Origin of the sequence: Pseudomonas tohonis (assembly GCF_012767755.2) — a bacterium.
GTDB classification, from domain to species: Bacteria; Pseudomonadota; Gammaproteobacteria; order Pseudomonadales; family Pseudomonadaceae; genus Metapseudomonas; species Metapseudomonas tohonis.
In genome coordinates, this window is record NZ_AP023189.1 from 3,133,788 (window position 1) to 3,158,824 (window position 25,037).

Annotated in this window: 24 protein-coding genes; 11 read left to right on the plus strand and 13 right to left on the minus strand. The window is 68.9% G+C overall.

Translation table 11 applies throughout. The features are described 5' to 3' along the window. Positions 1-25 precede the first annotated feature (25 nt). Together HSX14_RS14325 and HSX14_RS14330 are read left to right on the plus strand one after the other, a co-directional pair. Positions 26-1,225, plus strand: coding sequence for an amidohydrolase family protein (locus HSX14_RS14325; protein WP_228723595.1), 1,200 nt, complete (start codon positions 26-28; stop codon positions 1,223-1,225). 6 nt (positions 1,226-1,231) lie between these two features. After that, positions 1,232-2,467, plus strand: a complete 1,236-nt coding sequence (locus HSX14_RS14330) for an NADH:flavin oxidoreductase/NADH oxidase family protein (protein ID WP_173175767.1) — start codon at positions 1,232-1,234, stop codon at positions 2,465-2,467. Between the two features lie 4 nt (positions 2,468-2,471). Here HSX14_RS14330 and HSX14_RS14335 read toward each other — a convergent pair whose 3' ends face one another. Beyond that, the gene (locus HSX14_RS14335) at positions 2,472-3,122 is read right to left on the minus strand and encodes a TetR/AcrR family transcriptional regulator (RefSeq protein ID WP_173175769.1); all 651 of its coding nucleotides are present in this window, start codon (positions 3,120-3,122) and stop codon (positions 2,472-2,474) included. Positions 3,123-3,185: 63 nt separating this feature from the next. After that, complete coding sequence (gene mhpA, locus HSX14_RS14340; RefSeq protein ID WP_173175771.1) at positions 3,186-4,775, minus strand: bifunctional 3-(3-hydroxy-phenyl)propionate/3-hydroxycinnamic acid hydroxylase MhpA; 1,590 nt, start codon at positions 4,773-4,775, stop codon at positions 3,186-3,188. A gap of 156 nt (positions 4,776-4,931) precedes the next feature. Here mhpA and HSX14_RS14345 point away from each other — a divergent pair, with 156 nt between their 5' ends. From HSX14_RS14345 to HSX14_RS14365, 5 genes are all read left to right on the plus strand, one after another. Further along, complete coding sequence (locus tag HSX14_RS14345) at positions 4,932-5,897, plus strand: phytanoyl-CoA dioxygenase family protein (RefSeq protein ID WP_173175773.1); 966 nt, start codon at positions 4,932-4,934, stop codon at positions 5,895-5,897. A 250-nt stretch (positions 5,898-6,147) separates the two neighbouring features. Further along, positions 6,148-7,152: a TerC family protein gene (locus HSX14_RS14350; RefSeq protein WP_173175775.1), complete on the plus strand. Its 1,005-nt coding sequence runs from the start codon at positions 6,148-6,150 to the stop codon at positions 7,150-7,152. 93 nt (positions 7,153-7,245) lie between these two features. Further along, entirely contained in the window at positions 7,246-8,160 is a 915-nt protein-coding gene (locus tag HSX14_RS14355) for a hypothetical protein (RefSeq protein WP_173175777.1), read from the plus strand. Then, positions 8,157-8,849 carry a hypothetical protein gene (locus HSX14_RS14360; protein ID WP_173175779.1) on the plus strand — a complete coding sequence of 231 codons (693 nt, stop codon included), beginning with the start codon at positions 8,157-8,159 and terminating at the stop codon, positions 8,847-8,849. Before HSX14_RS14355 ends, HSX14_RS14360 begins: the two co-directional genes overlap by 4 nt. Before the next feature lie 182 nt (positions 8,850-9,031). Then, a complete protein-coding gene (locus HSX14_RS14365) occupies positions 9,032-10,711 on the plus strand; it encodes an SEL1-like repeat protein (RefSeq protein WP_173175781.1) in 1,680 nt (559 codons plus the stop codon). A gap of 49 nt (positions 10,712-10,760) precedes the next feature. Here the strand turns inward: HSX14_RS14365 and HSX14_RS14370 are convergent, their stop codons facing one another. Then, positions 10,761-12,257 carry an aldehyde dehydrogenase family protein gene (locus HSX14_RS14370; RefSeq protein WP_197970222.1) on the minus strand — a complete coding sequence of 499 codons (1,497 nt, stop codon included), beginning with the start codon at positions 12,255-12,257 and terminating at the stop codon, positions 10,761-10,763. A 604-nt stretch (positions 12,258-12,861) separates the two neighbouring features. Between HSX14_RS14370 and HSX14_RS14375 the strand changes: the two genes are divergently transcribed. Further along, positions 12,862-14,361 (plus strand): APC family permease, encoded by a 1,500-nt coding sequence (locus tag HSX14_RS14375; RefSeq protein ID WP_173175785.1) that lies wholly within the window; start codon positions 12,862-12,864, stop codon positions 14,359-14,361. Continuing rightward, entirely contained in the window at positions 14,342-14,923 is a 582-nt protein-coding gene (locus HSX14_RS14380) for a DUF3156 family protein (protein WP_173175787.1), read from the plus strand. The genes HSX14_RS14375 and HSX14_RS14380 overlap by 20 nt, the downstream gene beginning before the upstream one ends. Before the next feature lie 6 nt (positions 14,924-14,929). On the opposite strand, the gene HSX14_RS14385 is transcribed toward HSX14_RS14380, so the two are convergent. Beyond that, positions 14,930-15,895: an ATPase gene (locus tag HSX14_RS14385; RefSeq protein WP_173175789.1), complete on the minus strand. Its 966-nt coding sequence runs from the start codon at positions 15,893-15,895 to the stop codon at positions 14,930-14,932. A 137-nt stretch (positions 15,896-16,032) separates the two neighbouring features. On the opposite strand from HSX14_RS14385, the gene HSX14_RS14390 reads away from it, so the two are divergent. After that, positions 16,033-16,206 carry a hypothetical protein gene (locus HSX14_RS14390; protein WP_173175791.1) on the plus strand — a complete coding sequence of 58 codons (174 nt, stop codon included), beginning with the start codon at positions 16,033-16,035 and terminating at the stop codon, positions 16,204-16,206. A gap of 51 nt (positions 16,207-16,257) precedes the next feature. Here the strand turns inward: HSX14_RS14390 and HSX14_RS14395 are convergent, their stop codons facing one another. Both HSX14_RS14395 and HSX14_RS14400 read right to left on the minus strand, forming a co-directional pair. Beyond that, positions 16,258-16,587, minus strand: a complete 330-nt coding sequence (locus HSX14_RS14395; protein WP_173175793.1) for a helix-turn-helix domain-containing protein — start codon at positions 16,585-16,587, stop codon at positions 16,258-16,260. After that, entirely contained in the window at positions 16,568-16,822 is a 255-nt protein-coding gene (locus HSX14_RS14400; RefSeq protein WP_173175795.1) for a type II toxin-antitoxin system RelE family toxin, read from the minus strand. Before HSX14_RS14400 ends, HSX14_RS14395 begins: the two co-directional genes overlap by 20 nt. 335 nt (positions 16,823-17,157) lie before the next feature. Here HSX14_RS14400 and feaR point away from each other — a divergent pair, with 335 nt between their 5' ends. Then, the gene (gene feaR / locus HSX14_RS14405) at positions 17,158-18,111 is read left to right on the plus strand and encodes a transcriptional regulator FeaR (protein ID WP_173175797.1); all 954 of its coding nucleotides are present in this window, start codon (positions 17,158-17,160) and stop codon (positions 18,109-18,111) included. A gap of 15 nt (positions 18,112-18,126) precedes the next feature. On the opposite strand, the gene HSX14_RS14410 is transcribed toward feaR, so the two are convergent. The 7 genes from HSX14_RS14410 to HSX14_RS14440 form a co-directional block, all read right to left on the minus strand. Next, entirely contained in the window at positions 18,127-19,236 is a 1,110-nt protein-coding gene (locus tag HSX14_RS14410; RefSeq protein ID WP_173175799.1) for a class II histone deacetylase, read from the minus strand. Beyond that, entirely contained in the window at positions 19,233-20,432 is a 1,200-nt protein-coding gene (locus HSX14_RS14415) for an MFS transporter (protein ID WP_373874656.1), read from the minus strand. Before HSX14_RS14415 ends, HSX14_RS14410 begins: the two co-directional genes overlap by 4 nt. Continuing rightward, the gene (locus tag HSX14_RS14420) at positions 20,422-21,303 is read right to left on the minus strand and encodes a transporter (RefSeq protein WP_173175803.1); all 882 of its coding nucleotides are present in this window, start codon (positions 21,301-21,303) and stop codon (positions 20,422-20,424) included. The genes HSX14_RS14415 and HSX14_RS14420 overlap by 11 nt, the downstream gene beginning before the upstream one ends. A gap of 97 nt (positions 21,304-21,400) precedes the next feature. After that, on the minus strand, positions 21,401-22,384 hold the full coding sequence (locus tag HSX14_RS14425) for a response regulator transcription factor (protein ID WP_173175805.1): 984 nt from the start codon (positions 22,382-22,384) through the stop codon (positions 21,401-21,403). Between the two features lie 186 nt (positions 22,385-22,570). After that, positions 22,571-23,344 (minus strand): SDR family oxidoreductase, encoded by a 774-nt coding sequence (locus tag HSX14_RS14430; RefSeq protein WP_173175807.1) that lies wholly within the window; start codon positions 23,342-23,344, stop codon positions 22,571-22,573. Next, positions 23,341-24,135: an SDR family NAD(P)-dependent oxidoreductase gene (locus tag HSX14_RS14435; RefSeq protein ID WP_173175809.1), complete on the minus strand. Its 795-nt coding sequence runs from the start codon at positions 24,133-24,135 to the stop codon at positions 23,341-23,343. Before HSX14_RS14435 ends, HSX14_RS14430 begins: the two co-directional genes overlap by 4 nt. After that, complete coding sequence (locus HSX14_RS14440) at positions 24,128-24,949, minus strand: molybdenum cofactor biosynthesis F family protein (RefSeq protein WP_173175811.1); 822 nt, start codon at positions 24,947-24,949, stop codon at positions 24,128-24,130. The genes HSX14_RS14435 and HSX14_RS14440 overlap by 8 nt, the downstream gene beginning before the upstream one ends. Positions 24,950-25,037: the final 88 nt, after the last annotated feature.

A 25,037-nucleotide genomic window follows, 5' to 3' on the forward strand; every position in this document is an offset into this window, starting at 1 on the left:
CCGCCCATCACGACAAGAGACCGCTATGAACCGCCGAACTTTCGTCGCCGGTGCCGGCATGCTGGCCGGCGCCTCGCTGCTCGCAACGGGCGCGCCGCCCCTGTCGCCGCCCGCCCTGGCCGCCGATGCCCGGGTCGATGTCGACTCGCCGCTGCCCGCACGGGCCGCGACCGGGCGCATCGATGTGCACCATCACTTCCTGCCACCGGCTCACGCCGAGGCGTTGCAGCGCCGGGGCCTGGCGCGCTTCGCCGGGCAGGCCATCGCCCCCTGGACGGCCGAGGGCGCCCTGGCGCTGATGGACGCCCAGGGCATTCAGGCGGCGATCCTGTCGCTGAGCGCCCCCGGCGTGCACTTCGGTGATGACACGGCCGCCGCGACCCTGGCGCGCCGCTGCAACGAACAGGCGGCCGAGCTGGCCGTCCGCCATCCCGGGCGTTTCGGCAGCTTCGCCGTGCTGCCATTGCCGGCCACCGAGCTCGCCTGCAAGGAGGCCGTGCATGCCCTGGACACCCTGGCCGCCGATGGCGTGATGCTGCTGGCCAGCGTCGACGGGCAGTTCCTCGGCGACCCGCGCTTCGACGAGCTGATGGCGGAGCTGGACCGGCGCCACGCGCGGGTCTTCGTCCATCCCAACCAGCACATCAGCAGCACCACCCTGGGCCTCGGCACACCCGGCCACCTGCTGGAGTTCGCCTGCGACACCTCGCGGGCGGCGGTGAACCTGATTCTCGGCGGCACCCTGGAGCGCTACCCGCGCATCGACTGGATTCTCGCCAATGGCGGCGGCTTCCTGCCCTATGTCGCCTGGCGCGTGTCCCTGGCCAATGCCCTGCCGGAGTTCGCCGACAGCGCGCCCCAGGGCGTGCTGAGCTACCTGCGGCGCTTCTATTTCGACACCGCGCTGGCGGCCGCGAGCCCGTCCATGGCGGTGCTGCGCGAGCTGGTGGAGCCTACGCACATCCTCTTCGGCAGCGATTACCCGCAGGCGCCGGCCGAGCTGGTGGCCACCCAGGTGCAGCTACTGGCCGGCTCCGGACTCTGGTCCCCCACACTGAAATCCGGTATCGGCCGAGGCCATGCCTTGAGCCTGTTCCCACGCTTCGCGGCAGCCGGCGAGGGCGTGGTCGCGGCGCCGGTCAACCAATCCGAATCCTCCCTGCAGTGGCTGGGGCGGAACCTGAAGAAACCCATCGGCGCCCTGGCGCAGCACCTCAAGGACTGACCGACCATGAGCACTTCGCGACTGTTCCAACCCCTGCGCCTGCCCAACGGCGCGGTGATCCCCAACCGCATCGCCAAGGCGGCGATGGAGGAGAACCTGGCCGATGCCGACCATGCGCCCGGCGAGGCGCTGCTGCGCCTGTACGGCGCCTGGGCCGATGGCGGTGCGGGTCTGATCATCACCGGCAACGTGATGGTCGACCGCCATGCGCTGACCGGCCCCGCCGGGGTGGTGCTGGAGGACGACCGCCACCTGGCGCGCTTCCGTGCCTGGGCCCAGGCCTGCCGGCGCAACGGCGCCCAGGCCTGGATGCAGATCAACCACCCGGGCCGCCAGTTGATGGCCGCCATGGGCCAGCAGGCCCTGGCGCCGTCGGCCATCGCGGTGGACATCCCCGGGCTGGCCAAGGTGTTCGCCCAGCCACGCGCCTTGAGCGAGCCGGAGATCGAAGGCCTGATCGCACGCTACGCGCGCACCGCCGAGCTGGCCGAGCGCGCGGGCTTCACCGGGGTGCAGGTGCATGCCGCCCACGGCTACCTGTTCAGCCAGTTCCTCTCGCCGCTGAGCAACCGGCGCGAGGATGCGTGGGGCGGCAGCCTGGAGAATCGCGCGCGCATCCTGCTGCGCACCGTGGATGCGGTGCGGGCACGGGTAGCCCCCGAGTTCTGCGTGGCGGTGAAGCTGAATTCGGCGGACTTCCAGCGCGGCGGCTTCGAGGCCGAGGACGCCATGCGGGTGGTGGCCATGCTCGGAGGCCGTGGCGTCGACCTGATCGAGCTTTCGGGCGGCAGCTACGAGAGCCCGGCGATGCAGGGGCAGACGCGCGACGGTCGCACCCTGGCGAGGGAGGCCTACTTCCTCGAGTTCGCCGAACGCATCGGCCGGGTCGCGTCGATGCCGGTGATGGTCACCGGTGGCGTGCGTCGCAAGGCCGTGGCGGAGCGGGTGGTGGAGGGGCAGGTGGCGATGGTGGGCATGGCCACGGCGATGGCCATCGACCCGGCGCTGCCCCGGCACTGGCGCGGTGGCGGCGAGCGGGCGGTGGAGCCGATCCAGGTGCCCTGGAAGAACAAGGCCTTCGCCTCGGTGGCGAGCATGTCGGTGGTCAAGCGCCAGTTGCGCCTGCTGAGCCAGGGACGGGCGACCCGGCCTGGCGTGTCGCCGCTGCTGGCACTGATCGCCAACCAGGTGAAGACGCACCTGCAGACGGGGCGCTACCGCAAGTGGGTGGCGCGGGGCTGAGGGTTCAGGCCGGCTCGGGCAGCGGCTTCTGCGCGAGCTTGCGGGCCCGAGCGGGCGTGGCGCCGAGGGCCTTGAGAATCATCTCGGCGACGACCTGGTCCTGGCCGTCGAGGGCGCGACCTTCCACTGCCGCGCGCATGGCGCCCAGGGTGCAGGAGACCACCAGGTCCAGGGCGATGGATTCCTCCGCGTAGGCCAGGGCACCTTCCTCCAGGCCACCGCGCAGGTCGGCGAGCACATAGAGGGCCAGCTTGGAGCGGATGGCCTGGTCGAAATGCACCACGCGGATCACTGCGCTGGCCCATTGCGGCTCCTCGCTGGCGCGCCGGACGAACATGCGCACACCGATGGCCAGGCGCTGGGCGCCGCTGGCGATACCGGCGCTGCGGGCGGAGATGGTCTCGGAGAACTCCGCGGCCAGCTCCATGCCCACCGCTTCGACCACCTCGTCACGCGTGCGGAAGTAGTTGTAGATGGTGCCGCTGGAGACTTCCGCCTCTTCCGCCAGCTCCAGCAGCGCCACCTCGCCGATCTCCTTGCGGGCATAGAGGCGCAGGGCTGCATCGAGCAGGCCCTGGCGGGTGCGTTCGCGTTTCTTGTGGCCGCGGGTCAGGGGGAGGGCGGTGGGGGTCTGCGCTGAATCGGCCTTGCTCATGGGGGACCTCGGGGTGGAGAGGTCCCGATCATAGTTAAAGCCCTCTCAATATTGAAGGTTGGTTCAGTTGCCCAGCAGCGCCAGGCATTCGTTCACCAGCTGTGGCGCGCGCTCCGCAGGGCCCTGGTGCATGAGGATGCGGTCGGGGCGTACAACCGCCACCGAGCGCCGGGGCATGGTCGGCAGGAAGCGGTCGCAGATGTCCTCGGCGAACGGCGTGTCCGGCCCTTGCTGGCCGCGCAGCCCCAGGTGCAGGAAGGTGCCGCCGCTGGCTTCCCAGCGCCGTTGCGCCGCGGCGTCCAGGGTCGAGCGTGGATCGACACCGAGCCCCACCAGGGCAAGGCCGTCCCCCAGCAGGTCGTCGCTGAGGCGGATGCGGTTCTGGGCGTCGCGCACCAGGGCCTGGGGGAACAGCCCGCCGCTGGCGCCGCGACGGATCCGCGGGCGCTTGAACAGGCCGTGTCGGAAGCGGTTCTTCGGCTTGATCTCCAGCTCCTCCAGGTGCCGGCGGGCGGGAGGGATGAAGCGCATCAGGCGCATCGAACCGTGCACCATGAGGGCGAGCAGGGCATTGCTCGGCATCACCAGGCTGCCCATCAGCTTGGCCAGGGCGATCATCTCCCGCGCATGGGGGCGCCGCTCCTGGTCGTAGCTGTCGAGCACCTCGGGCGTGGCGCGGCCCTGCAGCACCCAGGCGAGCTTCCAGGCCAGGTTGGCCGCGTCACGCAGGCCGGCCACCAGGCCCTGGCCGACGAAGGGCGGGGTGATGTGGGCGGCGTCGCCGACGAGGAACACCCGGCCTTCCTGGAAGCGCTGGCAGCAGCGCGCGTGGAAGCGGTACACGGCCTTGCGCTCGATGCTGAGGGACTCCGGGGCGATCCAGGGCGACAGCAGCTGGGCGATGCGCGCGGGGTCTTCCATCTGCGCGCGGGTCTCGCCCTTGCGCATCATGAACTCCCAGCGTTCACGGCCGCCGGGGGCGGGCATGTGGGGAGTGGGGCGGCGGTGGTCGCAGATGAACTCGACATGGTCGATGGCGCTGCGCTGGCGGCCGTTGGCGTCGACGATGAGCCAGTCCTCGGCGTAGCTGCGGCCCTGGAAGTCCTGGCCGATCAGGCTGCGCACCTTCGAGCTGGCGCCGTCCGCGCCCACCAGGTAGCGGGCGCGCAGCGTCAACTCGCGGCCTTCGCCATCGCGCAGGGTCGCCACTACGCCGTCGTCGTCCTGGGCCAGCCCGGTGAGCTCGAGGCCGCTGCGGGTCTCGATGCAGGGGAAGCACCGCGCCTGGGCGCGCATCGCACGCTCCAGGTCCGGCTGGTAGAAGGTCACCAGCTTGGGATGGCCGTCCAGGTTGCCGCTGGTGTTGGCGCGGCCGAACTCGCCCACCAGCGGGCAGTGCATCTTCACCTCGGGGATGACCACCTTGTCGAAGGCGTCCTCGTCCAGCCCGGCCTGCTGGAGGATGCGCAGCGCCTCGTTGTCCAGGGCGATGGCGCGCGGCATCAGCAGGATGTCGCGGCTCTTGTCCACCACCAGGGTGCGCACGCCGCTGCGCCCCAGCAGCGCCGCCATGGTCGCGCCCACGGGGCCGTTGCCCACCACCAGCACATCCACCTGCTCGGGCAGGGATCGGGTTTCGTTCTTGTTGTTCATGTCAGCCCTTCGCGTGATGAGCCACCCCTGTGGCGGGGTGACGGACGCTCAGGCTAATTAAAATTGGCGATATTCTCAATATTGGGATTATGATCATTTTCGGTGACACCCATCCCCTACAACAACAATCCGGGCGCCTGCGCCCAGGGAGCCGAGATGACCTTTGCCGCCTACCCCCGACGTACCCTGACCGACGACGAAATCCGCCGCTATCGCGAAGATGGCGTGGTGATGATCCGCGGTGCCATCGAGCCGAACTGGATGGCCCTGATCGAAAGCGGAATCGAACAGGCGCGCACCAATACCTCGCTGGTGGGGCGTTTCATGTCGCGCAAGGTCGAGGGCTACCAGATGGATATCTTTCTCTGGAAACGCATCGACGCCCTGCGCGACCTGATCTACTACGGCCCCTTCGCCCGCTGGGCGCAGCAGTTGATGCGCTCCAGCGAGGTGCGCTTCTTCTACGACCAGATGTTCATCAAGGAGCCCGGCACCGATGCGCCGACGCCCTGGCACCAGGACCTCAGTTTCTGGCCGATCCGTGGTGAGCAGATCTGCTCTTTCTGGATTCCGTGCGACCCGGTCACCCGCGCCAACAGCGGGTTGCTCTACGTGAAGGGTTCGCACCTGTGGCCGCAGCGCTTCAAGGCCATCTCGCCGGACTATGTGGCGGCGATCATCGATGAGGCGATGGACGACATTCCCGACATCAACGCCGACCCCGGGCGCTACGAGTTGCTGGACTGGGAGATGGAGCCGGGGGACATCCTGATGTTCCACCCGCTGACGCTGCACGGCTCCTACGGCAATGCGTCGCGTACCCAGCGCCGCCGCGCCCTGGCGCTGCGCTGGACCGGTGACGACGTGGTGTACGCGCCATCGGCCAAGCGCATGCCGATTCATTTCGAGCACGATTCGACGGCAGGCGGGCCGCTGCGGGGGGCTGCCTTTCCGCGCATCCTGCCCACCATCGAACCCGCCGAACGTGCTGCCCGCTTGCGGCCCGAACGCCAGGCGCTGCTGCGCCTGCTCGGCTCGTCCGCCTACAACGCCTGGGCCGCGGCACGCCTGGGCCTGAAGCGCGACGCCACGCGCGCGCTGCGGCAGACCTGGAAGCCCTGAGCCGGCCGCTCGGGGAACTCTCCGCTGCCGGGTTGATCACGCCCGGTCGCTGGTCATGGACGAGGAGAGCGGGCTGCAGGGGGGATCGTCGAACTGCGCCCGCCAGGAAACACTTTGCAAAAGCCCGCTCGTTGAGCGCGTCCCCCGGGATTCTGTAATTTAGCCGTCGTGAAGCCGGGCCCCTCTGGCGGTTAATACCGCGATGTCGGAATCACAGTCTGTACAACTTCGACTGCAAGGAGGGGCTCCAATGACCGCCCTAGATACGTTCCTGTTTTCCGACTTCCTCGGCACCGCCACCTGGCTGTGGCTGGTCTTCCTCGCCGTGGTGTTCTCCCTGCTGGCCTTCGACCTGGGCGTGCTGCATCGCGATAACCGCGAGATCGGCGTCAAGGAAAGCCTGCTGCTCTCCGCCGGCTACATCACCGCCGGCCTGCTGTTCGGGCTCTGGGTGTTCTTCCAGAAGGGCGGCGACGCCAGCATGGATTACCTCACGGGCTTCCTCATCGAAAAATCGCTGTCGATGGACAACGTGTTCCTCATGGCGATGATCTTCAGCTTCCTGGCCATCCCGCGCGAGTACCAGCACAAGGTGCTGTTCTGGGGAATCATGGGGGTGATCGTCCTGCGTGCGGTGATGATCGGTCTGGGCGCGGCGCTGATCCACGAGTTCAGCTGGATCCTCTACGTGTTCGGCGTGTTCCTGGCCATCACCGGCGTGAAGATGCTGTTCTCCAGGGTGGATGAGCACCCGGACCTGGAGAACAACGCACTGGTGAAGTTCCTGCGCCGGCACATGCGCGTCACCGACAGCCTGCACGGGCAGCGCTTCTTCGTGCGCCAAGCGGATGCCACCGGCAAGACCGTGCTCTGGGCGACGCCGCTGTTCTTGGCCCTGGTGATGATCGAGTGCGCCGACCTGGTGTTCGCCATCGACAGTGTGCCGGCGATCTTCGCCATCACCCAGGACCCGTTCATCGTCTACACCTCGAACATCTTCGCCATCCTCGGCCTGCGTGCCCTGTACTTCGCCCTGGCGGCGCTGATCCACCGCTTCGCCTACCTGAAGTACGCCCTCGCCCTGGTGCTGGTGTTCATCGGCGCGAAGATCTTCCTGGTCGGCATCATCGGCAAGATCCCGGCGGTGATCTCCCTCAGCGTGACCCTGGGCCTGCTGGTCGGCGGCGTGCTGCTGTCGCTGTACAAGACCCGTGGCCAGGCGGCGCAGCCCATCGAGGAGAACGACGCCCGCTGACGCGCCTGCGGCGTCACCCCGGCCCCCTCGCGCACTGACGTGCCGAGGGGGCTTTTTGTTAGGCTGCGCTCCTTTTTTCGCAAGGAGCACCGCGTGGCCTTCTCAGCATGGAAGCACCTGCCCGCCTGGGCGACCCTGTGCATCGCCGGCACGGCGAGCGCCCACACCCTGCCCAGCACGGTCTACCGGGGCACGGCGGGGGATATGCAGCTGGAAGTCATCCTCCAGTTCGACAGCGCCTGGGATGGCATGGCCGGGTTCGTCGAGACCTCGGCCGCCGCCGATCACCTGACCCTGGAAAAGACCCCCTACGAGGCCGGCGAACCGCTGCTGATCAACCTGCGTGACAACACGCCGATGCCACCGGCGGCGATCGAGTTCCAGAGCTTCGTCATCGACCAGAAGGTGCTGCAGGGGCGCTGGATCGACCTGCGTACCCGTGAGGAGCGCCCTGTGCAGCTGCAACGCGAGCAGGTGTTCAGCGAGGACTCCCGGGTGGCCTACGAGGCCGACCTGCTGCAGAAGGGCACCAGCCAGGGCATGAGTTTCCGTGTGCATGCACGCAAGGCGGCCAACGAAGCGGTGCCGGTCTTCGACCGCATCACCGTCATCGACAAGGCGAGTGGCGCGACGCGGCAGGTGATCGAGGGCCTGGATGCCTACTTCTTCGGCACCGACACCCTGCGGCTGGCCTACCTGGACGATGACGACGTCGTCGACTTCTCCTTCGTGCCCAAGCGCATCCGCGAGAGCGACAAGGCCCTGGCCAGCGGCACGGTGCAGTACTACCTGTACGATCCGGCGTCCGGCCGCTACGCACTGCACGCGGGCCTGACCGAGATGGCCGGCAGCGGTTCGCTGTACTTCGACACCTACCAGCGCGGGCGCTTCGAGTACCGCCTTGAGGGGGGCGATGGCTACCGGCCCGGCGACTTCAAGGGTGGCTTCTACCGCCTGGTCGAAGGGCAGCGCGTGGTGATGCAGCCGGCCGGGGAGGGTGCGCAATGAGTCGCTTCCTTCGCCTTGTCCTGCGCCTGGCCTTGTTCGCGGCCCTCTGCGGCCCGGGCGTGGCCTCCGCCCTGGACATCTACCGGGGCACCCTCGGCAAGCAGTCGATCACCCTGGTGACGGACTACCAGAACCGCATCATCCGTGGCCTGTATTTCTACGACCGCTACCGCACGCCGATCCGCCTGAAACCGGTGTTCAGCAGCAACGAGCCCCATGGCACCGCCATGGACGAACTGGACACCGCTGGCCTGCCGGCGGCACGCATCCGTTTCACCACCTCGGGCTACTTCAAGCAGGACGCCACCCTCAACGGCACCTGGACCGACTACCGCACCGGCAAGAGCCTGCCGATCCAGATGAAGCACGTCGCCCGGTTGAGTTCCGACGAAGCCTGGCCCGGCGCGACCGTGGAGGTGCCGCAGGCGGCGTCCACCGAGCGCTTCTACTTCCAAGTGCCGCTGGCCCGGGACGGTGCGCCGGCCACGGCCATCGAGGTGTACGCGAAGAAGACCGGCAAGCGCGTGCAGAGCCTGAGCCTGCCCGGGTGCCGCAACGAAGGGCTGGAAACCGTGCAGCTGGCACTCGAGCAGGGCATCACCCAGCTGCGGGTGGGCAAGCGCCAGCGCTGCGCGGGCGTGGCCTTCGCCTGGGACGAGCGCACGGGGCAGTTCGAACCCTTGCGCTGAACCGGGCTCGCGCCGGGCTCAGGGGAACCCGGCGCGGATGCGGCCGGTGGCGAACGCGGCGCTGCTTCACAACCTGGGAATCCCCCGTGGCCCGCGGCTGGTGGGCGCCCTCGCTTCACGCCATGATTGGCGCTTTTGCGCGGGCCCTGGATCGGCCGGGCCCGCTGTGCAGGGAAACCGCGATGCCCATGGAATCGGAACTGGCTTCGGCCGCCTGGCTCTACCTCGGTGGCGAGGGGGTCGAACCCTGCTGCCTGGCCTGGGACCAGGATGTGACACCGCTCTGGTGCCTGCTGCTGGCGGGCGCACAGGTGGTGCCGGCGATCACACCGGCGCAGGTGGACGTGCAGACGCCCAGGCAGGGCCTGCGTTTGCCGTTGGCCGAGGCGCAGGATCACTGGGCGCAGTTCGAGGCCTATGTCCGCCGGCACCCCCAGCACCATCGCGTGCCCACCCTCGGGCTGTGCCTGGATGCGGTGGCCGCGTTCCTCGACCGCGCCGCGGCGCGCACCGGGGTGCCGGTCGAGTCGTTGTGGCTGCAGGGCGACCTGGATGCGGTTTCCGGGCCCTTCGATGCCAACACCGATTCGCGTATCGGCTTCTGGAAATGGAATGCGGACACCCGCCTGCAAGCGTTGCAGGACGGCACCGTCGATTTGCACGACGTCACCCTGGTGCTGGATTACGAGGACCTCGACGAGTGGGTGCGGGCGTTCGGCCTGGAGACGCTGGACCACCCCTGGTTCCGGGCCCTGGGCTCTATCGAGGATTTCAGCGGGCTGCGCGTGCCTTTCGATGGGTGGGAGGAGTCGGTCGATGCCAGGCTGCCGGCGGATGAGCCCGATGGCAGCGATATCGAACCCGAGACCGGCGAGGGCCCTGAGCCGGAGCTTGAACCGGAGCTGGAGGCGCCCGTTCTACAGCCCGTTTCCCCTGATGAGTGGGAGCGCCGCCATCGGGCGGGCGACCCGGCTGCGGCGCTGGCCTTGTCCCGTCTTGCCCATGAACCGGCCCAGGCCATGCGCTGGGCGCGACGTGCCTGCGGCCTGGAGGGCGAGGCCGCGCCCACGGCGGCAGCCTGGTTGCGGTTGGCGCAGCTGGCGTTCGAACGCTCTGGCAGCCCGGATGATTTGCAGCAGGCGCGCGGCTGGGTGGAGCGGGCGCGGGCGCTGGATCATGAGCTGGACGAGGTCCATGCGCTGCTGTTGCTGCAGGCGCGCCTCTGGCTGGATGCCGAGGCCGGGCCGGTGGACGGTGCCCGGGCCTTCGCCGCGCTGGAGCGCCTGTTGCTGCTGAGTGTGCGTAACCAGGCCGAGCACACCGAGGGGCTGCACCTGCTTGGCATCTGCCGTCGTGATGGGCTGGGCTGCCCGGCGGACGCCGAGGCGGCGCGGGTGCTGTGGCGCTCGGCGGCGGCCGATGGGCATGGCCCGGCGACCCGGGCGCTGGTGGAGCTGCTGGCGGCCCAGGCCGAAGCCGAGGAAGACGCCGAAGCGGCCGAGCGGCTGTGGCTGGAGGCGCTCAACCACGCCGAGGTCTACCTGGAGTGTTTCGCCGATCGTGGCGATCTCCTGGTGATCGCCTTCATGCACGCCTTCTGCGGTGAGCTGGCGTTGCGCACCGATCCCGTCGACTGGGAGGAGGCCGAGGCGCACCTGCTGCGTGCGGCCGAGGCGGGGCATGCCGAGGCCATGGGCCTGTTGGCGGTGGAGGTTTACCGCAATCGCCACAGCCCGCTGCGCGACCTGCGCCGGGCGTTGCACTGGGCCTGGCGCTATGGCGTGGCGAGCGGCGTGCTGAAGTCGGCCGACGCCGGCTGGCAGCGCTGGGTGTTCGCGCTGTTCTGGCTGCTGCGGGGGTAGGGCAGGCGCATCGCCCGGGCCATGGCGGGTCGGGCGATGGCGCGTTGCATCAGTAGGTGATGCACACCGACTTCACCTCGGTGAAGCCTTCGATGGCGGCCTTGCCGAACTCGCGGCCCATGCCCGACTGCTTGTAGCCGCCGAAGGGCAGGTTGGGGTCCACCGGGACGTGGTTGTTGACCCAGACGGTGCCGGCCTCGATGCGCGGGATGAGGTCCATCACCCGGCCCAGGTCGTTGCTCCAGATGCTCGCGGTCAGCCCGTAGCGGCTGTCGTTGAGCATGTCCACGGCCTGGTCGAGGTCATCGAAGGGCAGCACCGAGAGCACCGGGCCGAAGATTTCCTCGCGCACCGAGGTCATCCCCTGGGTGACCTTGCCCAGCACCGTGGGCTGCACGAAGTAGCCGGGCAGGTCGGGCTGGCCGCCGCCGGTGCAGAATTGCGCGCCTTCCTCGCGGGCGATGGCCAGGTAGCGCAGCACGCTGGCCTGCTGGCGGCGGGAGACCAGGGCGTTGACCTGGGCTTCCGGGTCCATGCCCGCGCCGACCTTCAGTTGCGCCACCTGGGCGCTCAGCGCCTCGACGAAGTCCTGGTAGCGGCTGGCGTGCACGTAGAGGCGCGAGGCAGCGGCGCAGACCTGGCCCTGGTTGAGCAGGCCGCCCCCGATGGCGCCGGCCACGGCCTGCTCGATATCGGCGTCGGCCAGCACCAGCATGGGGTTCTTGCCGCCCAGCTCCAGGGTGAAGCGGGTCATGTTGTCCAGCGCCGCACGGCCGACCTGCTTGCCCACGGCGGTGGAGCCGGTGAAGGACACCTTGTTCACCAGCGGGTGGGCCACCAGCGCCGCACCGGCATCGGCACCGCCCACCAGCACGTTGAAGGCGCCCGCCGGGATGCCGGCCTGGATCGCCAGCTCGGCCAGGCGCAGGGCCGTGAGCGGGGTCTCGTCCGCAGGCTTGATGATGATGGTGCAGCCGCAGGCCAGGGCCGGCATCACCTTCCACAGGGCGATCATCATCGGGAAGTTCCACGGCACGATGCCGGCGACCACGCCGGCCGGCTCGCGGCGGGTGTAGGCGTTGAAGCGCGCCTGGGCCGGCACGGGGATGGACACGTCCAGTGTCTGGCCTTCGATCTTGGTGGCCCAGCCGGCCATGTAGCGTATGTAGTTGACCGAGGCGCCGACCTCCACTGCGCGGGCGAGGTGGATGGACTTGCCCTGGTTGAGGGTTTCCAGTTGCGCCAGCTCCTCGCCATGGGCCTCCACCAGGTCGGCGAAGCGCAGCAGCACCCGCTCGCGCTCGGCGGGGGCCAGTCGGCTCCAGACGCCGGAGCGGAAGGTGCGATGGGCCGAGGCGACCACGGCGTCCACCTGCGGGGCGTCGGCCTGCAGGGTGCGCGAGAGCACCGCGCCGGTGGCGGGGTTGTGCACCTCGCGCGGGGTGCCTTGTGCGCCCTGGTGCTGTTGGCCGTCGATGAACGAGGCGTGGGTTCGGTCGACGAAGGCGTCGACGCTGGGAAGGGTGTTGATCAGGGCATTGGACACGATCGGCTCCTGGTTCGGGCAGCGGGATGGGGCGCCCGCATGGGGCGTGCCCCAGCTTAGGGAGGGAGCCGGTGCCGGGCTTGACTCTGCCTGCCATGCCGACATGACCCAGCGTGCAGCGGGCGCAGCGTGTCAGGCAGGCGCAACGACCTGGCAGCGGTGAGCAAGCGGCGCCGAGGTGCACGTGGGATAGTCGGGGCGTCGTCTGCGAGGGCGACACCATTGTTGCTTGCTCCGTGTCACCATGCTTCGCCGCCGCCCTGGTCATCGGCGGCATTTTTTTTGCCCGCATTTTGGCGGGAAGGCGGACGAGGTCGGAGCACAGGGCGTAGTTCGTCGCACGGGTAGAGGTACGCAACCCATGCTGCCGGAGCGGCCGATGATCACGGTGTGGGGCGGGGCTCGGATCGATGGGTTTCGCTGCGCTCTACGCCACCCTGCGGGGCGTCTGGGCATGTCAGGCTGCTACAAGAGCAGCGGCAGGCAGGGGCAAGACGCCCGGGGAGGGCAGGCGCAGAGTGTTCTGGAACCTGCGGCTTCGACCGCACCGGCCGTGATGGCCGGATAACGATAAACAAGAACAATGCATTCGAGGGCCCTGACGATGTCGATCGACGCCAAGCTCACCGCACATTTGAATCGAGGTACGGTCGGTTTCCCCACCGCGCTGGCCAGCACCATCGGGCTGATCATGGCCAGCCCGGTGATCCTCACCGCCACCATGGGCTTCGGCATTGGCGGCAGCGCCTTCGCCGTTGCCATGCTGATCGCCATGGTGATGATGCTCGCGCAATCGACCACCTTCGCCGAGGCGGCCTCGATCCTCCCGACCACCGGCTCGGTCTACGACTACATCGCCTGCGGCATGGGGCGCTTCTTCGCCATCACCGGGACCATCGCGGCGTACCTGATCGTCCACGTGTTCGCCGGCACGGCGGAAACCATCCTCGCCGGGGTCATGGCGCTGGTGAACTTCGAGCACCTCAACACCCTGGCCGAATCGGCCGGCGGCTCCTGGCTGCTGGGCGTGGGCTTCGTCATCGTCTTCGGTATCCTCAACGGCTTCGGCGTCAGCGTGTTCGGCAAGGCCGAGGTGATCCTCACCTTCGGCATGTGGACGACGCTGATGGTGTTCGGCATCGCCGGCCTGATCGCCGCGCCCGCCGTGCAGCTGGACGGCTGGTTCGGCACCTCGCTGATCGGCACGGACCTGGTGACCATCCTCTCCCTGGTGGGCATGGCGATGTTCATGTTCGTCGGCTGCGAGTTCGTCACCCCGTTGGCGCCGGACCTGCGCAACTCCGCCCGTACCATGCCCCGCGCCATGGCCCTGGGCCTGTTCGGCGTGGCCTCCTGCATGTTCATCTACGGCGCGGCGATGAAGCGCCAGGTGGAGAACGTCGTGCTCGACGAAGCCACCGGCCTGCACCTGCTGGACACGCCCATGGCGATTCCGCAGTTCGCCCAGCAGGTGATGGGCGACATCGGCCCGATCTGGCTGGGTATCGGCTTCCTCTTCGCCGGTGCCGCCACCATCAACACCCTGATGGCCGGCGTGCCGCGCATCATGTACGGCATGGCGGTCGATGGCGCGCTGCCGAAGGTCTTCGCCTACCTGCACCCGCGCTACAAGACGCCGCTGCTGTGCATCGCCGTAGCGGTGCTGATCCCCTGCCTGCATGCTGCCTGGCTGGGCGGCAACACCGACAACATCTTCAACCTGGTGCTGGCAGCCGTCTGCGCCTGGAGCACCGCCTACCTGCTGGTGACGATCTCGGTGGTGATCCTGCGCATCCGTCGCCCGGACCTGCCGCGCGCCTACAAGTCGCCGTTCTTCCCGCTGCCGCAGATCGTCTCCAGCGCCGGCATCCTGCTGGGCATGTGGTTCATCACCCCGCCGGGCATGAACCCCAGGGACATCTACGGCCCCTTCGCCGTGATGCTCGGCCTGACCGCCGCCTACGCGCTGTTCTGGACCGTGGTGGTGCAGAAGGTCAATCCGTTCCGCCCGGTGCCGGTGGAGGAGGTGCTGGAGAAGGAATTCGCCGCCGAGCCGGGCATCCACGCCAGCGAGAGCTACGGCCATGCTTCTCGCGCTGCGTGAGTTCTTCGGCAACGGCCGCGCGCCCTCCGGCTATCGGCCGGGGGCGACCCTGGCCCTGGTACGGCGCAACCTGGGCGGCCTCGCTTTCGAGGCGCTGGAGCCGGGCAGGGGGCGCTTCACCCTGGAGGGCGGGCTGAGCTTCGAGGCCCGCGAGCGCACCCAGTCGGAGCTGCTGATGCACCTGGTGCTCACCGAATTCGAACTGCGGGTGCCGACTCGTTCCGAGGGCGTGGCGGTGATCGACCTGCGTCACACAGGCGCCATCCGCCGCCAGGGGCTGGCCTGCGTCCGCCGCCATGGCAATGCGCCCGGACTGGCGGGGGTGATCGCCGCGCTGGAAGGCGACGAGGCGTTGAGGGCGGCGCTGATGCCGCTGGATTTCAAACGCCTGCGCATCGAGCGCGATGGCGATCACTGGCAGGTACGGCTGGAGCACATGGGCGCCAGCGAGGTGGTCAACCGCATGCCGGCGTTCCGTCGCTACATTCGCCTGGACGACGCGCAGCAGGCCCATCTGCTGAATGCGCTGCCTGCACTGGCCCGGGTGCTGGCAGGATTCTGAGTGGCTTCAGGCCCCCGTCGCGGGGGCCTTCTTCATACCCGGGATCAGCACCAGCTGGCGCAGGTCGCCGACCTTGAGGTCAACGCTCTTGCCGCTGGGGGAGAGCGCCAGTTCGCCGATGGCGTAGACGCGGAAGTAGTCGACTTCCTCTCGCAACAGGCCGTCCAGGTAGCCCCGGAAGCGGTAGGCGTCCATCTGTTCCTTGGCGATGTAGAGAAACACCGGCTTGTTGTCGATGCGGTCGTAGAACTTCAGCTTGAAGCCGCTGCCGTAGCGGTCCACCAGCAGCGCGCCGCCCTGCAGCACCCGGTTGGCACTGCCCAGCCTGGCGTACCTGATCGCCTTGAAGTACGCGCCCAGGGCCATCTCGCCTTCGCCCACCACGCGCAGGCGCATGGCCTTGAACTCCTCGTCGCTAAGCTCCAGCCGTGCCTGCCGGTAGCACTCCACCAGGCGCTCCAGGCTGTTGGTGCGCTGGTTGATCGCCTTCTTCTCGGTGCGCTGGGACGGGGCTTTCTCTGGGGTGCCGGCGGGTTTGCGCGCGGGGGCGGTCGGCGTGTCGGACTTGTCGGTGCTGGGCCTGGCCTGTTCGACCGGGGGCTCGAACACATCGATGTAGTCATGCAGCTTGCGCCGGGCGTGGCGCTGCCGGGCCTCGGCCTCGCTCTCGCCGGGCAGCCTGCCTTCGGCGTCCTCGTCCTCCTCGTCGGCCATCCATTGGCAATCGGGCGCATGGGCCGAGTGCGGGTTCTCACGAAAGTGCGCGGCCTTGTAGGTCTCGTTCGGCTGCTTGTCGTAGTTGGCGGCGGTGACCTTGGTGCCCAGCGCGCGGCAGGCCTCGCTGGAGCACAGGAAGTCGAAGCGGCTGCGCGGCTCGGGCAGGGAGAAGAACGCCCGCCGGGCTTCGGCAATGGACAGCACCTCGTCCAGCTGGACGCAGTAGGCACGGGTGATCGGGGCTTTGGTGGGCATCCGGGAGCGCTTCCCTGGCTGGGGCATGAGGCGGGATTATGCAGGCTGGCGCGATGGCGGCAAACGCTGCGGGGCTGGAGTGGGTGACGGGTGGGTGTTAGGTTCTTGGCGTGTCGTTATTCAACAAGGAGTGATTCATGGCATCGCACAAGATGAAGGGCCCCAGGACCGCCGGCTTCAAGCAGGGCATGGGCACCGCCCACCCGAAGAAGGGCCGGGGCACCCGCAAGGAGCGCTCGGGCACCCAGGCCCTGGTGATCGCCGGCGGCATCGTCCTGCTGGTCATCGTGCTGGCGGTGCTGGCCCGCTGAGGCGCAGCGAGACCATCGAGAAAGCCCCGGCCAGTGCCGGGGCTTTTCGTTTCAGAGGTCAAGCAGCTGCGGGGCGATGCCGAGGGCGCTGGCGATCTTCTCCCGGGTCGCCTTGCGCGGCCTGGCGGCCTGCTCCTGCTGGGCATAGGCCGGCTGGCTGATGCCGATGCGCGCGGCCACCTGCTCCTGGGAGAGTCCCAGGTGTCTGCGCCACGCGGCGATGGCGGTGAGGCCATCCTTGACCATATGGCCGACGACTTCGTTGGGGACCAGACCGTCCTGGCCTTGCGTGGCGATGTAGTCCGCATAGGGGATGACGACGAAGGCGGGGTTGCCGTTCGCGTCATTGATGATCTGCACGTTAGTAGGTGTGCTCGTCACGTTTCTTTACCTCTTCGATACTCACGATCTGGATGGAACCGTCCCAATCGAAAATCACCCGGTACAGGCCGACTCGAAGCCGATAGCCGAATTGGTGGTGGACGAGGGCTTTGACGTTGCGTACATCCGGCATGGCGGCCAGCGCCTGGACGGCGTCGTAGATTCTTTTCTGATCGATGCTGGCGGTTCGTCTGAGCTGCTTGATGGCCTTCCTGGTCCAGCGGATCTCATTCATGCCCGTATCACTCGGCTATAAGTAATATAAGTATTCTAATGAGGTCCGTAAATTGGTGGGCCGAGTTTTGTGTCAGGTGGTTCCGACAGGCAGGATTGCCGTGTTTCCGAGCCGTGCGAAGTCGACGGTAGCGATGTGAAGGCTCTCCGAGCACCGGGGTCCATTGCTTGCCGGGCAGAAGACCGGCCTAGGTTGGCATTTCCGAAGAACGGGTGGCGTCGCGTTCCGCTGGCACCAAATCTGCATTCGCAGAAGCCGTGTGGGTCCTTGTTGCGCTCGCATAGATAACATGTTAACAATCTCGCAACAAAAACAAGACAACTCCGGAGGTTCGTATGCGTGCTCAAGAAGCTCGTGGCGGTCTGGAAGACTGGCAGGCGGCGCTGCAGTCCATCTGCGGCAGGTTCGAGACCCGGCTGGCGACCAGCCGTTCGCTGTTCATCGGCGAGATCTCCTCGCAGTGTCATTCCGGCCTCACCATGGCGCACTTGCGCACCAATGCCGGGCTCATTTCACGCGCTTCCCTCAAGGCCGACCGCGATGACGATCGCCACTGCTTCCTGATCAGCCAGCGCAGCGGTTTCTCCCGCGTGATGCAGGGTGGCGTCAGCATCGACCTGGCGCCTGGCGAACTGCTGCTGATGGATTCGGTGGGCGCCTGCGAGATCACCCCCTTCGGCCTCATCGACCACGCGTCCCTGCACCTGCCCCGGGTAGCGGTGGAGCGGGCGTTCAAGTCCAAGCAGGCCAAGTTCGGCAAGATTTCCTCCAGCCGCGCCAGCGGCAAGATGCTCCACTTGCTGATGGACCAGCTGTGCCGCGAGCAGGCCGCCTCGGATGACGCCGAAAGCGAGGCCCTGGAGAATGCCTTCATCTCCCTGCTGGAGCCGGCGCTGGGCCAGGACCGCGCGCAAGCCGCAGCGAGCGAATCCTTGCAGGGCGCCAACCTGCGCAGCTACGTGCAGAAGATCATCGACGAGTCGCTGTCCCAGCCCAACCTCACGCCCCTGGCCCTGGCCAATCGCCTGGACATCTCGGTGCGCCACCTGTACCGGCTGTTCGAGGAGGAGGGGGACAGCGTCTGCCGCTACATCCAGCGCTCACGCCTGAAACGCAGCGCCGACGACCTGGCCAACCCCATCCTCAAGGGTGAGTCCATCACCTCGATCGCCTACAAGTGGGGCTTCACCGACTCGGCGCACTTCAGCCGCTCGTTCAAGAAGCACTTCGACCGCTCGCCCAAGGATTACCGCGCCGGTGCATTGATGCAGGCGGCCGCCGGGTTCTGACGGCCGCCCCATCGGCTAGCCCAGCCGCGTGGCCAGGTTCTCCACCTGGTCACGCAGGAAGCCGGCGAAGGCCTCGCCCGGTTGCTGCAGCTGGATGAAGGCCAGCATCGGGTCCTCCACCGCAGTGCGCACCCCCGCCAGTTCCTCCATCACCGCCAGGCCACAGAAGGGCACGTAGGCTTCCGCGTAGCCGCCCTCGTGCACCAGCACCAGGCGCCCACCACAGAGCGCATCCGCTGCCTCGTGCAGCAGCGCCGTCATCCCCCGGAACGAGTCGCTGTGCAGCAGCATGCGCGCCAGCGGGTCCACGGCATTGGCGTCGTAGCCGCAGGCGACCACGATCAGCTCCGGGCGGAAGCGCTGCAGCGCCGGCTGCACGATGCGACGCATGGCCTGCAGGTAGGCGTCATGCCCGCTGCCGGCCGGCAGGGGGATGTTGATGTTGCTGCCCAGGCCCTCGCCGCGCCCGCGATCCTCCGCGCCGCTGTAGCCCGGCGGGTAGCAGTTCTCCTGGTGCAGGGAAATGGTCAGCACCTCGCCGTCCTCCTCGTAAATCGATTGGGTGCCGTTGCCGTGGTGCACGTCCCAGTCGATCACCGCGACCCGGCGCAGGCCGTGCTTCACCCGCGCGGCCTCGATGGCGATGGGGATATTGGCGAGGAAACAGAACCCCATGGCCTGGTCGGCGAGGCAGTGGTGGCCCGGCGGGCGCGACAGCGAGTAGGCGTTGTCCGCTTCGCCACGCAGCACGCAGTCGACGGCGGCGATGGCCAGGCCGGCGGAGAGCCTGGCGATCTCGTAGCTGCCCGGGCCGATGGGCGCCTCGCTGCCCAGCTCGCCGCCGCCGGCATCGCTCAGGGCCTTGAAGCGCTCCAGGTAATGCGCCGGGTGGACGCGCAGCAGGTCCTCGTGCGTGGCCGGCTCCGCGCCGCGCTGCAGCAACTGGCGGGAGAGGCCGGAAACATCCAGCAGGCTCTTCAGCCGGCGCTTGGTCTCGGGGGATTCGGCGAAGCCCGTGGCGGCCGGCGGCTGCACCCAACCGCCCACGGGCAGGGTCAGGGCGTGCATGCCGGCGCTGTGCCAGAAGCAGAGTTCATCGGAAAAGAAGGCGGTACGGCGGCTCATGGTTGGACTCCGTTGTCGTCGAGGGAAGGGGTTGGCGCGGTGCCGCGCAGGCGGCTGACGCTGAGGGCGGCGAAGGACAGCAGCAGGCAGGTGGCGCTGAGAAGCAGGACGCCGCGCATGCCGACGCTGCTCTCCAGCAGCGGGCCGGCGATGGCCGGGCCCAGGGCGAGGCCGCCGCCGATCAGCAGGTTGGTGGTGTTCATCAGGCGGCCGTCGCGGTCCAGGTCGGCCAGGCAGGCGAGGATGAAGGGCAGGGCGAAGGTCCAGGTGTACTTGAACACCAGGGCCGCGGTGGCGAAGCGCGCGAGGCCGGGCTCATCGAGCAGGAGCAGCACGGCGCCGGTCATCAGGGCGTAGCCGAGCAGCAGCATCGTCCCGCGCGGCCAGCGCTGGCCGATCAGCGCGGCACAGGCGGAGCCGGCGATGCCCAGCAGGGTGGCGATGGCGAGGATGCGCCCGCTGCTGGCCGGGTCGATGGCCGCGGCGCTGGCGATGCTGCCGATGAAGGTCCATACGCCGCTGAGCCCGACGTAGAACACCAGCACCGCGAACAGCGCCAGCAGCGCGCGCCAGCCCAGGCCGCAGCGCTCCCTCACCTGCGCCCGGGTGCTCGGGGCCATGCCCTGGAAACTGCCGGCTAGCGGCAGGCACAGCAGCATCAGCAGGGCCAGGCCCAGGTACAGCGCCTGCAGGCCGAAACGCGCGAACAGCGGTGGCAGCAGCCACAGGCCGGCGGCGCCGAGCACCAGCTGGCCCATGACCCAGAGGCCATAGACGCGGTCACGGTCCCGGCTCTGCGCGGCACTGGCGATGCACAGCACCATCAGCGTGCCGCCGGCCAGCGCGCTGGCCACGCGCAGCGCCATCAGCGGATGGAAGGCGCTCGCCCAGGCCGAGGCCAGGTTGGCGACGATGAACAGGAGCGCCGCAGCGCGCGCCACCCGTCGCCAGTCCAGGCGTGGCTGCCAGAGGTAGGCGGGCAGGGTGGCCAGGCTCATGGCGGCCAGTTCGGCGGAGAACAGCTGGCCGATCTGCGCCGGGCCGAGGCCGAGCTGGAGGGCGTACTGGGTGGCGATGGCCGGTGCCGCCATCAGCACGCAGGGGACGATGGCGGCGAACAGCACGATGGCCAGGAGGCGGGTGCGGGGCAGCCCCGCTGAAGTGGCGGTGATCATGGCAGGGCCCTCAGAAGACATGGACGAAGCGCAGCAGCAGGTTGTTCTGCTCGAAGGCGTTCTTGGTGGCGACGTTGCGCGTCAGGCCCAGCAGCACCTGGTTGCGCGGGTCCAGCCAGTGGCCCACTTCGAAGCCGAGCTGGGTGTAGCGCTGGTGGGTGTCGTCGAGGGTGCGGCCATTGAACTCCAGCTCGCCGCCGTCGGCGTGGATCAGGCGCAGGGCGCCGTAGGTGCCGGGGGTGAAGTCGTAGGAGGCGAAGGCTTGCAGGCGGTAGAGCGGCTTCTGCTCCAGGTCCTGGCCGAAGTAGTCGTCGTTCTTGCCGTAGAGCTGGGCTTCGAGGTTGGCTTCCAGCATCCACTTCTCGCCCACGCCCTGGGTGTAGTTGTAGTTGAGGTGCAGGGCCCAGCGGTTGGCCCCCGGGGAGGCGTCCGGGTTGCGCCCGTGGTACTCGCCCACCGGCACCGTGAGCATGGTCAGCAGGCCGCTGTAGGTGCGCGATTGCGGGTCGTTGATGAAGAACAGCGTGCCACCCACCTGCGGGTCGCCCAGGCCGCGTTCGCTGCTGCGGCTGGCGGCGCCCGGCGCGCGGATGTCGACGTCCACGTAGGGCACGATGAACTGCGGGGTGCACAGGGTGCCGCAGATGTCGGTGAAGATCAGCTGGCGCCAGGCGAAGGCGTTGACCGCGAGGTCGGCCTTGCCGGTGCTGTCGCCCGCGCCGTGGTAGTCGTTGGCGCGGGTCAGCGGCAGGTAGCCGACGCCGAGCACCGTGCCCACCGGTGCGGAGACGAAGTCGCGGGCGTTGAGGTCGGCGGCCCGGGCACCGGTTGCGGCGAGCGCGACGGCGAGGGCGACGACCTGAGGGAGCAGGGGCGAATGGCGGCTGTGCATGTGCAGGGTTCCTCTGGCGGATGGTAAGTGCAGGCAAAAGGCTCCCCGTCCCGCCTTCTTCAGGGCGGATGGAGGTGGAGCCGGGGAGCGTTCGGGATTAGCCGGGGGTGTGGTGCAGCAGGTGGGCGATGCCCGCCTTGCCGTTGACGCCGAGCTTGTCGTAGATGCTGCGGATGTGATGGCGCACGGTGTTCGGCGCCAGGCCCAGGTCGCGGGCGATCTCCTTGTAGGTGCTGCCGCCGCCGAAGCGCTCGGCGACGTCTGCCTCGCGGGCGCTGAGCTGCGCCAGGGCGGTGCGCGGGCGGGCGCTGAGCAGGAGCAGGTGGCCCACCTCGGTGGCGTCCAGCTGCAGGTGCTGGCCGCGGTAGCCGGCGGCGCCGACCGCCTCGGGCAGGTGCGGGCCGTTCCAGCGCGGCCATTCCAGCAGCAGGCGCTCGACGAAACCGTGCTCGGCATAGTGCAGCGTGCCCTGGCGGTCGCACACCGCGAGCGCCAGGGTGTTCGGCCCGTCGAGGGTCTCGCGCAGGGCCACCAGGGCGCGGATCTGGTTGGCGCCCTCGGCGGCCAGCAGGTGCGGCATCACCTGGTCGAGCAGGAAGCGTTCCTCTTCCCCGAAGCGCGGCGCGTCAGGGCGGCGGTAGAGCGTCAGGTGCACGCTGAGCTGGGTCTGCGGGTCGATGTGGATCACACAGAGGAATTCGCCGAAGCCGTGCTTGCGGCCCAGCCAGCGCAGCCCGGCGGGGGTGTCCGTGGCCTGGCTGTCGACGATCACCGCGCGGCCCGGCCGGGACTGCACCAGGCCGATGGTTATGTCCTGCTCGCGGATCGATTGCCAGTCCTCGACATAGCTCGTGGGCAGGCCGAACACCTGGGAGCTGCGCTCCTCGGGCAGGTCGGCGACCATCGCCGCGTGTCCCCACCAGGCCTTGTCGAAAGCCAGCAACGCCTGCAGGCGCTGCAGGGCATGACGATGGAAGCGGGCGAGAGGCTGTTCCTGGGCCAGGCGTTGCAGGTCCAGCACGCAGCCGTTGAAGGCGGCGAAACGACAGGCGGGGATGAGGTGTTCGTCGATCTGGCTCATGGGGGTACCTCTCTGCGACTTTGTTGTTCTTGTCGGAGCCGGTGAACGGCTCTCAGTCATCAGTGGGTGGCCGGTGTCGGGGTGACGGGGCAGGGCCTGGAGCGAGTATCGCCAAGGCTTGCGGGGGTCACCATCCTACAGATGCAGGATAGGCCGGCGACCCCCGCCGGCCCTGGCCTTGGGCGTTCAGCCGGCGGTGGCCGCGAGGGTTTCCGGGAGCGTCGCGCCGCCGTCCACCACCAGCGTCTGGCCGGTGATGTAGGACGCCTGGTCCGAGGCGAGGAACAGCATGGCGGCGGCGATGTCGCCGGGCTCACCGAGGCGCCCCAGGGGCACGCCCCGGGCGATGGCGGCGGCGTGGCCGGCATCGCCGAGGTTGCCCATGGCCGGGGTGCGGATCATCCCCGGTTCCACGCCGTTGACCCGGACGCCCTCGGGGGCCAGCTCCAGCGCCGCATTGCGGATGAAGCCATTGACCCCGGCCTTGGACGCCGCGTAGTGGGTCAGCCCCGGGTAGGCCACCCGGGGCCCGGTCACCGAGGAGGTGACCAGCACGCAGCCCCCGCCCTGGCGCCGGAACAAGGGCAGGGCGCCCTGGGTGAGCCAGAACAGCGCGCCGAGGTTCACCGCCAGGGTGCGCTCCAGCAATGTCGGGCCGATCTCCAGCAGCGGCGTCAGCGGGAAGTAGCCGGCGTTATGCACCAGCACATCGAGCCGAGGCAGGCCGGCGAGCAACTGCAGGGTGGCGTCGCGGTCGGCGAGGTCGAGGGTGACGGCGCTCACGTCGCAGCCGCCATCGCGCAGCGATCGCGCCAGGGCTTCGGCCGGCACCTGCTGCAGGTCGGCGATCAGCACGTGCGCCCCGCAGGCGGCGAAGCCTTCGACGATGGCGCGGCCGATGCCCTGGGCGCCGCCGGTGACCAGCACGCGGCGCCCGGTGAAATCGAAGGCGTTCTTCATGGCGCGTCCCCCATGCGTTCGTAGGCGAGGGTGGGCAGGTCGACGATGCTGGAACCGCCGTCGGCCACCAGGGTGGCGCCGGTGAGGATGGCGGCCTCGTCGCTGATCAGGAAGCGACACAGCGCGGCGATTTCCTCCGCCTGCGCCGGGCGGCGCAGCGGTACCTCGGCCGTGACCCGTGCATAGGCGGCGTCGAGGCTCTCGCCGTAGTGCCGCATCAGCGGCTGCATCTCCTCGTCGGCCATGGGCGTGCGCACCCAGCCGGGGCACACGCAGTTGACCCGCACGCCTTGCGGCCCGTAGTCCCGCGCGAGCGAACGGGTGAGACCGAGCAGCGCATGCTTGGCGGTGGTGTAGCCGCACACCTGCGGCCCCGCCGCCAGGGAGGCGATGGAGCCGAGCAGGACGATGCTGCCGCGCCGGTCCAGCAGCGACGGCAGGCAGGCGCGGGCGCTGTGGAAAGCGGTGTCGAGATTGCCGCGCATGGCGGCCTGCCAGGCGTCGTCGCTGGTGTCGGTGGCGCTGCCCAGGCCGTGGCCGCCGGCGCAGGCGAGCAGCGCGTCGATGCCGCCGAAGCGCTCGCGGGTGGCGGCGACGAAGCCGGCCCAGTCGGCGCTGCTGGCGGCGTCCCCCACCAGCACCAGGCCGCCCGTCTCGGCGGCTACCCTCTCCAATGGCTCGCGTCGGCGGCCGATCAGCACCAGGTTGGCGCCTTCCGCCCCGAGGCGCCGGGCGCAGGCTTCACCGATGCCGGTGCCGGCGCCGGTGATCACCACCGTGCGCTCACGCATCGCCATGCACCGTGCGGTTGAGCACGTCGCAGTGGGAGGCGACGGGGAAGTTGGAGAGGGCGCCGAACTCGCCATCGGCGTAGCCGAAGATCTTGCCGTCGCTGCGGTGGGCCTGGAGGTCGATCATCACCACGCCCAGGGTGGGCACGATCTTCTCGCGCCAGACGAACAGGTAGAGCTCATCGGCGATCTTGAAGTAGTGGCAGCGGTCGGTGTCGCACAGGCCCTTCTCGACGCCCGCCAGGCACTGCCAGCTGTAGTAGTTCTCGTTGAGGTAGATGTGCTCGTAGACCTCGGTGGGGCTGTAGCGGTAGCGGTTGCGCAGCCCCACCAGCTCGGCGCTCGGCGCGTGGGGGCAGGCGCCCGGCTGGAAGGGGCGGTCGAGGGTGCCGTGGAAGAACTGCACCTCGACGCCGGTCAGGCTCTTGCCGGCCAGCGCCCGGCCATACAGGCCCTCGCGGGTGGCGGCGGCATCGGGCAGGCGGCCGAGCACGGCGGTGAAGGCGGCGGCGCCGGTATCGAGCACCAGGCTCACCGACCACTGCTGGCCGAACTCCTCCTTGATGAAATCCACCAGGTAGATGCCCGGGCGAACCGACGTGGCGCGATAGGGCGAACGACCCCGGGAAGACCCGTCGGCCAGCGCCCAGTCCAGGTGCCCGTCGGCGAACCGGTGCTCGATGCTCCAGCCGTTGTCGAACCGCAGGTCGAAGCGCCTGCCGTCGAGATCGGCCAGGTTGGGCAGGATGAACGCCTCGGGCGCAAAGCCTTCGGCCAGCGCGCCTACGGTGATCCAGTCGGATTGGGTGGTCATGGAACGGTCCTCGTTGTGTTGATGAGGACTCAATGGTCGCCAGTTGGGGCGGGTGGGGGTATCAACCGGAGGGATGAGGCGCAGCGGC